Origin of the sequence: Halomonas sp. ALS9 (assembly GCF_001651035.1) — a bacterium.
Classification (GTDB): Bacteria; Pseudomonadota; Gammaproteobacteria; order Pseudomonadales; family Halomonadaceae; genus Vreelandella.
In genome coordinates, this window is sequence record NZ_LXRG01000142.1 from 1 (window position 1) to 1459 (window position 1459).

At 52.6% G+C, this 1459-nt stretch carries 1 rRNA gene; it reads right to left on the reverse strand.

Going from position 1 to position 1459, the window contains the following annotated elements:
• A 23S ribosomal RNA gene (locus tag A6R74_RS10500) occupies positions 1-1459 on the reverse strand; the annotation flags it as partial.

Sequence of the window (1459 nt, forward strand, 5' to 3'; positions counted from 1 at the left end):
TCGTGTCTCGGCCTTAAAGGATCCCGGATTTACCTAAGATCCAAGCCTACTCACTTTCACCAGGACTACCAACGCCTGGCTCACCTAGCCTTCTTCGTCCCCCCATCGCAACCATGTCCGGTACGGGAATATTGACCCGTTTCCCATCGACTACGCCTTTCGGCCTCGCCTTAGGGGCCGACTCACTCTGCTCCGATTAGCGTCGAACAGAAACCCTTGGTCTTCCGGCGAGGGAGTTTTTCACTCCCTTTATCGTTACTCATGTCAGCATTCGCACTCGTGATACCTCCAGCAGACTTCTCAATCCACCTTCATTGGCTTACACGACGCTCCTCTACCGCTCATTCCTAAGAATGAACCCGTAGCTTCGGTACCTGGTTTAGCCCCGTTACATCTTCCGCGCAGGCCGACTCGACTAGTGAGCTATTACGCTTTCTTTAAAGGATGGCTGCTTCTAAGCCAACCTCCTAGCTGTCTGAGCCTTCCCACATCGTTTCCCACTTAACCAGGATTTCGGGACCTTAGCTGACGGTCTGGGTTGTTTCCCTTTTCACGACGGACGTTAGCACCCGCCGTGTGTCTCCCACGCTGTACTCACCGGTATTCGGAGTTTGCCTCGGGTTGGTAAGTCGGGATGACCCCCTAGCCGAAACAGTGCTCTACCCCCGGCGGTAATACGTGAGGCGCTACCTAAATAGCTTTCGAGGAGAACCAGCTATCTCCGAGCTTGATTAGCCTTTCACTCCGATCCACAAGTCATCCAAATCTTTTTCAACAGATCCTGGTTCGGGCCTCCAGTTGATGTTACTCAACCTTCACCCTGCTCATGGATAGATCGCTCGGTTTCGGGTCTATATCCAGCGACTGTGTCGCCCAGTTAAGACTCGGTTTCCCTACGGCTCCCCTATACGGTTAACCTCGCCACTGAATATAAGTCGCTGACCCATTATACAAAAGGTACGCAGTCACAGAACAAGTCTGCTCCTACTGCTTGTACGCACACGGTTTCAGGATCTATTTCACTCCCCTCTCCGGGGTTCTTTTCGCCTTTCCCTCACGGTACTGGTTCACTATCGGTCAGCCAGGAGTATTTAGCCTTGGAGGATGGTCCCCCCGTCTTCAGTCAAGGTTTCTCGTGCCCCGACCTACTCGATTTCACATGATCAGATTTTCGACTACGGGGCTATCACCCGCTACGGCCACGCTTCCCAGCGTGTTCGCCTAATCAGTCACATGCTTAAGGGCTGGTCCCCGTTCGCTCGCCGCTACTAGGGGAATCTCGGTTGATTTCTTTTCCTCAGGGTACTTAGATGTTTCAGTTCCCCTGGTTCGCCTCATACACCTATGTATTCAGTGCATGATACTCATCTTATGATGAGTGGGTTTCCCCATTCAGAGATGTCCGGGTCACAGGTTGTTGCCACCTCACCGAACCTTATCGCAGGCTACCACGTCTTTC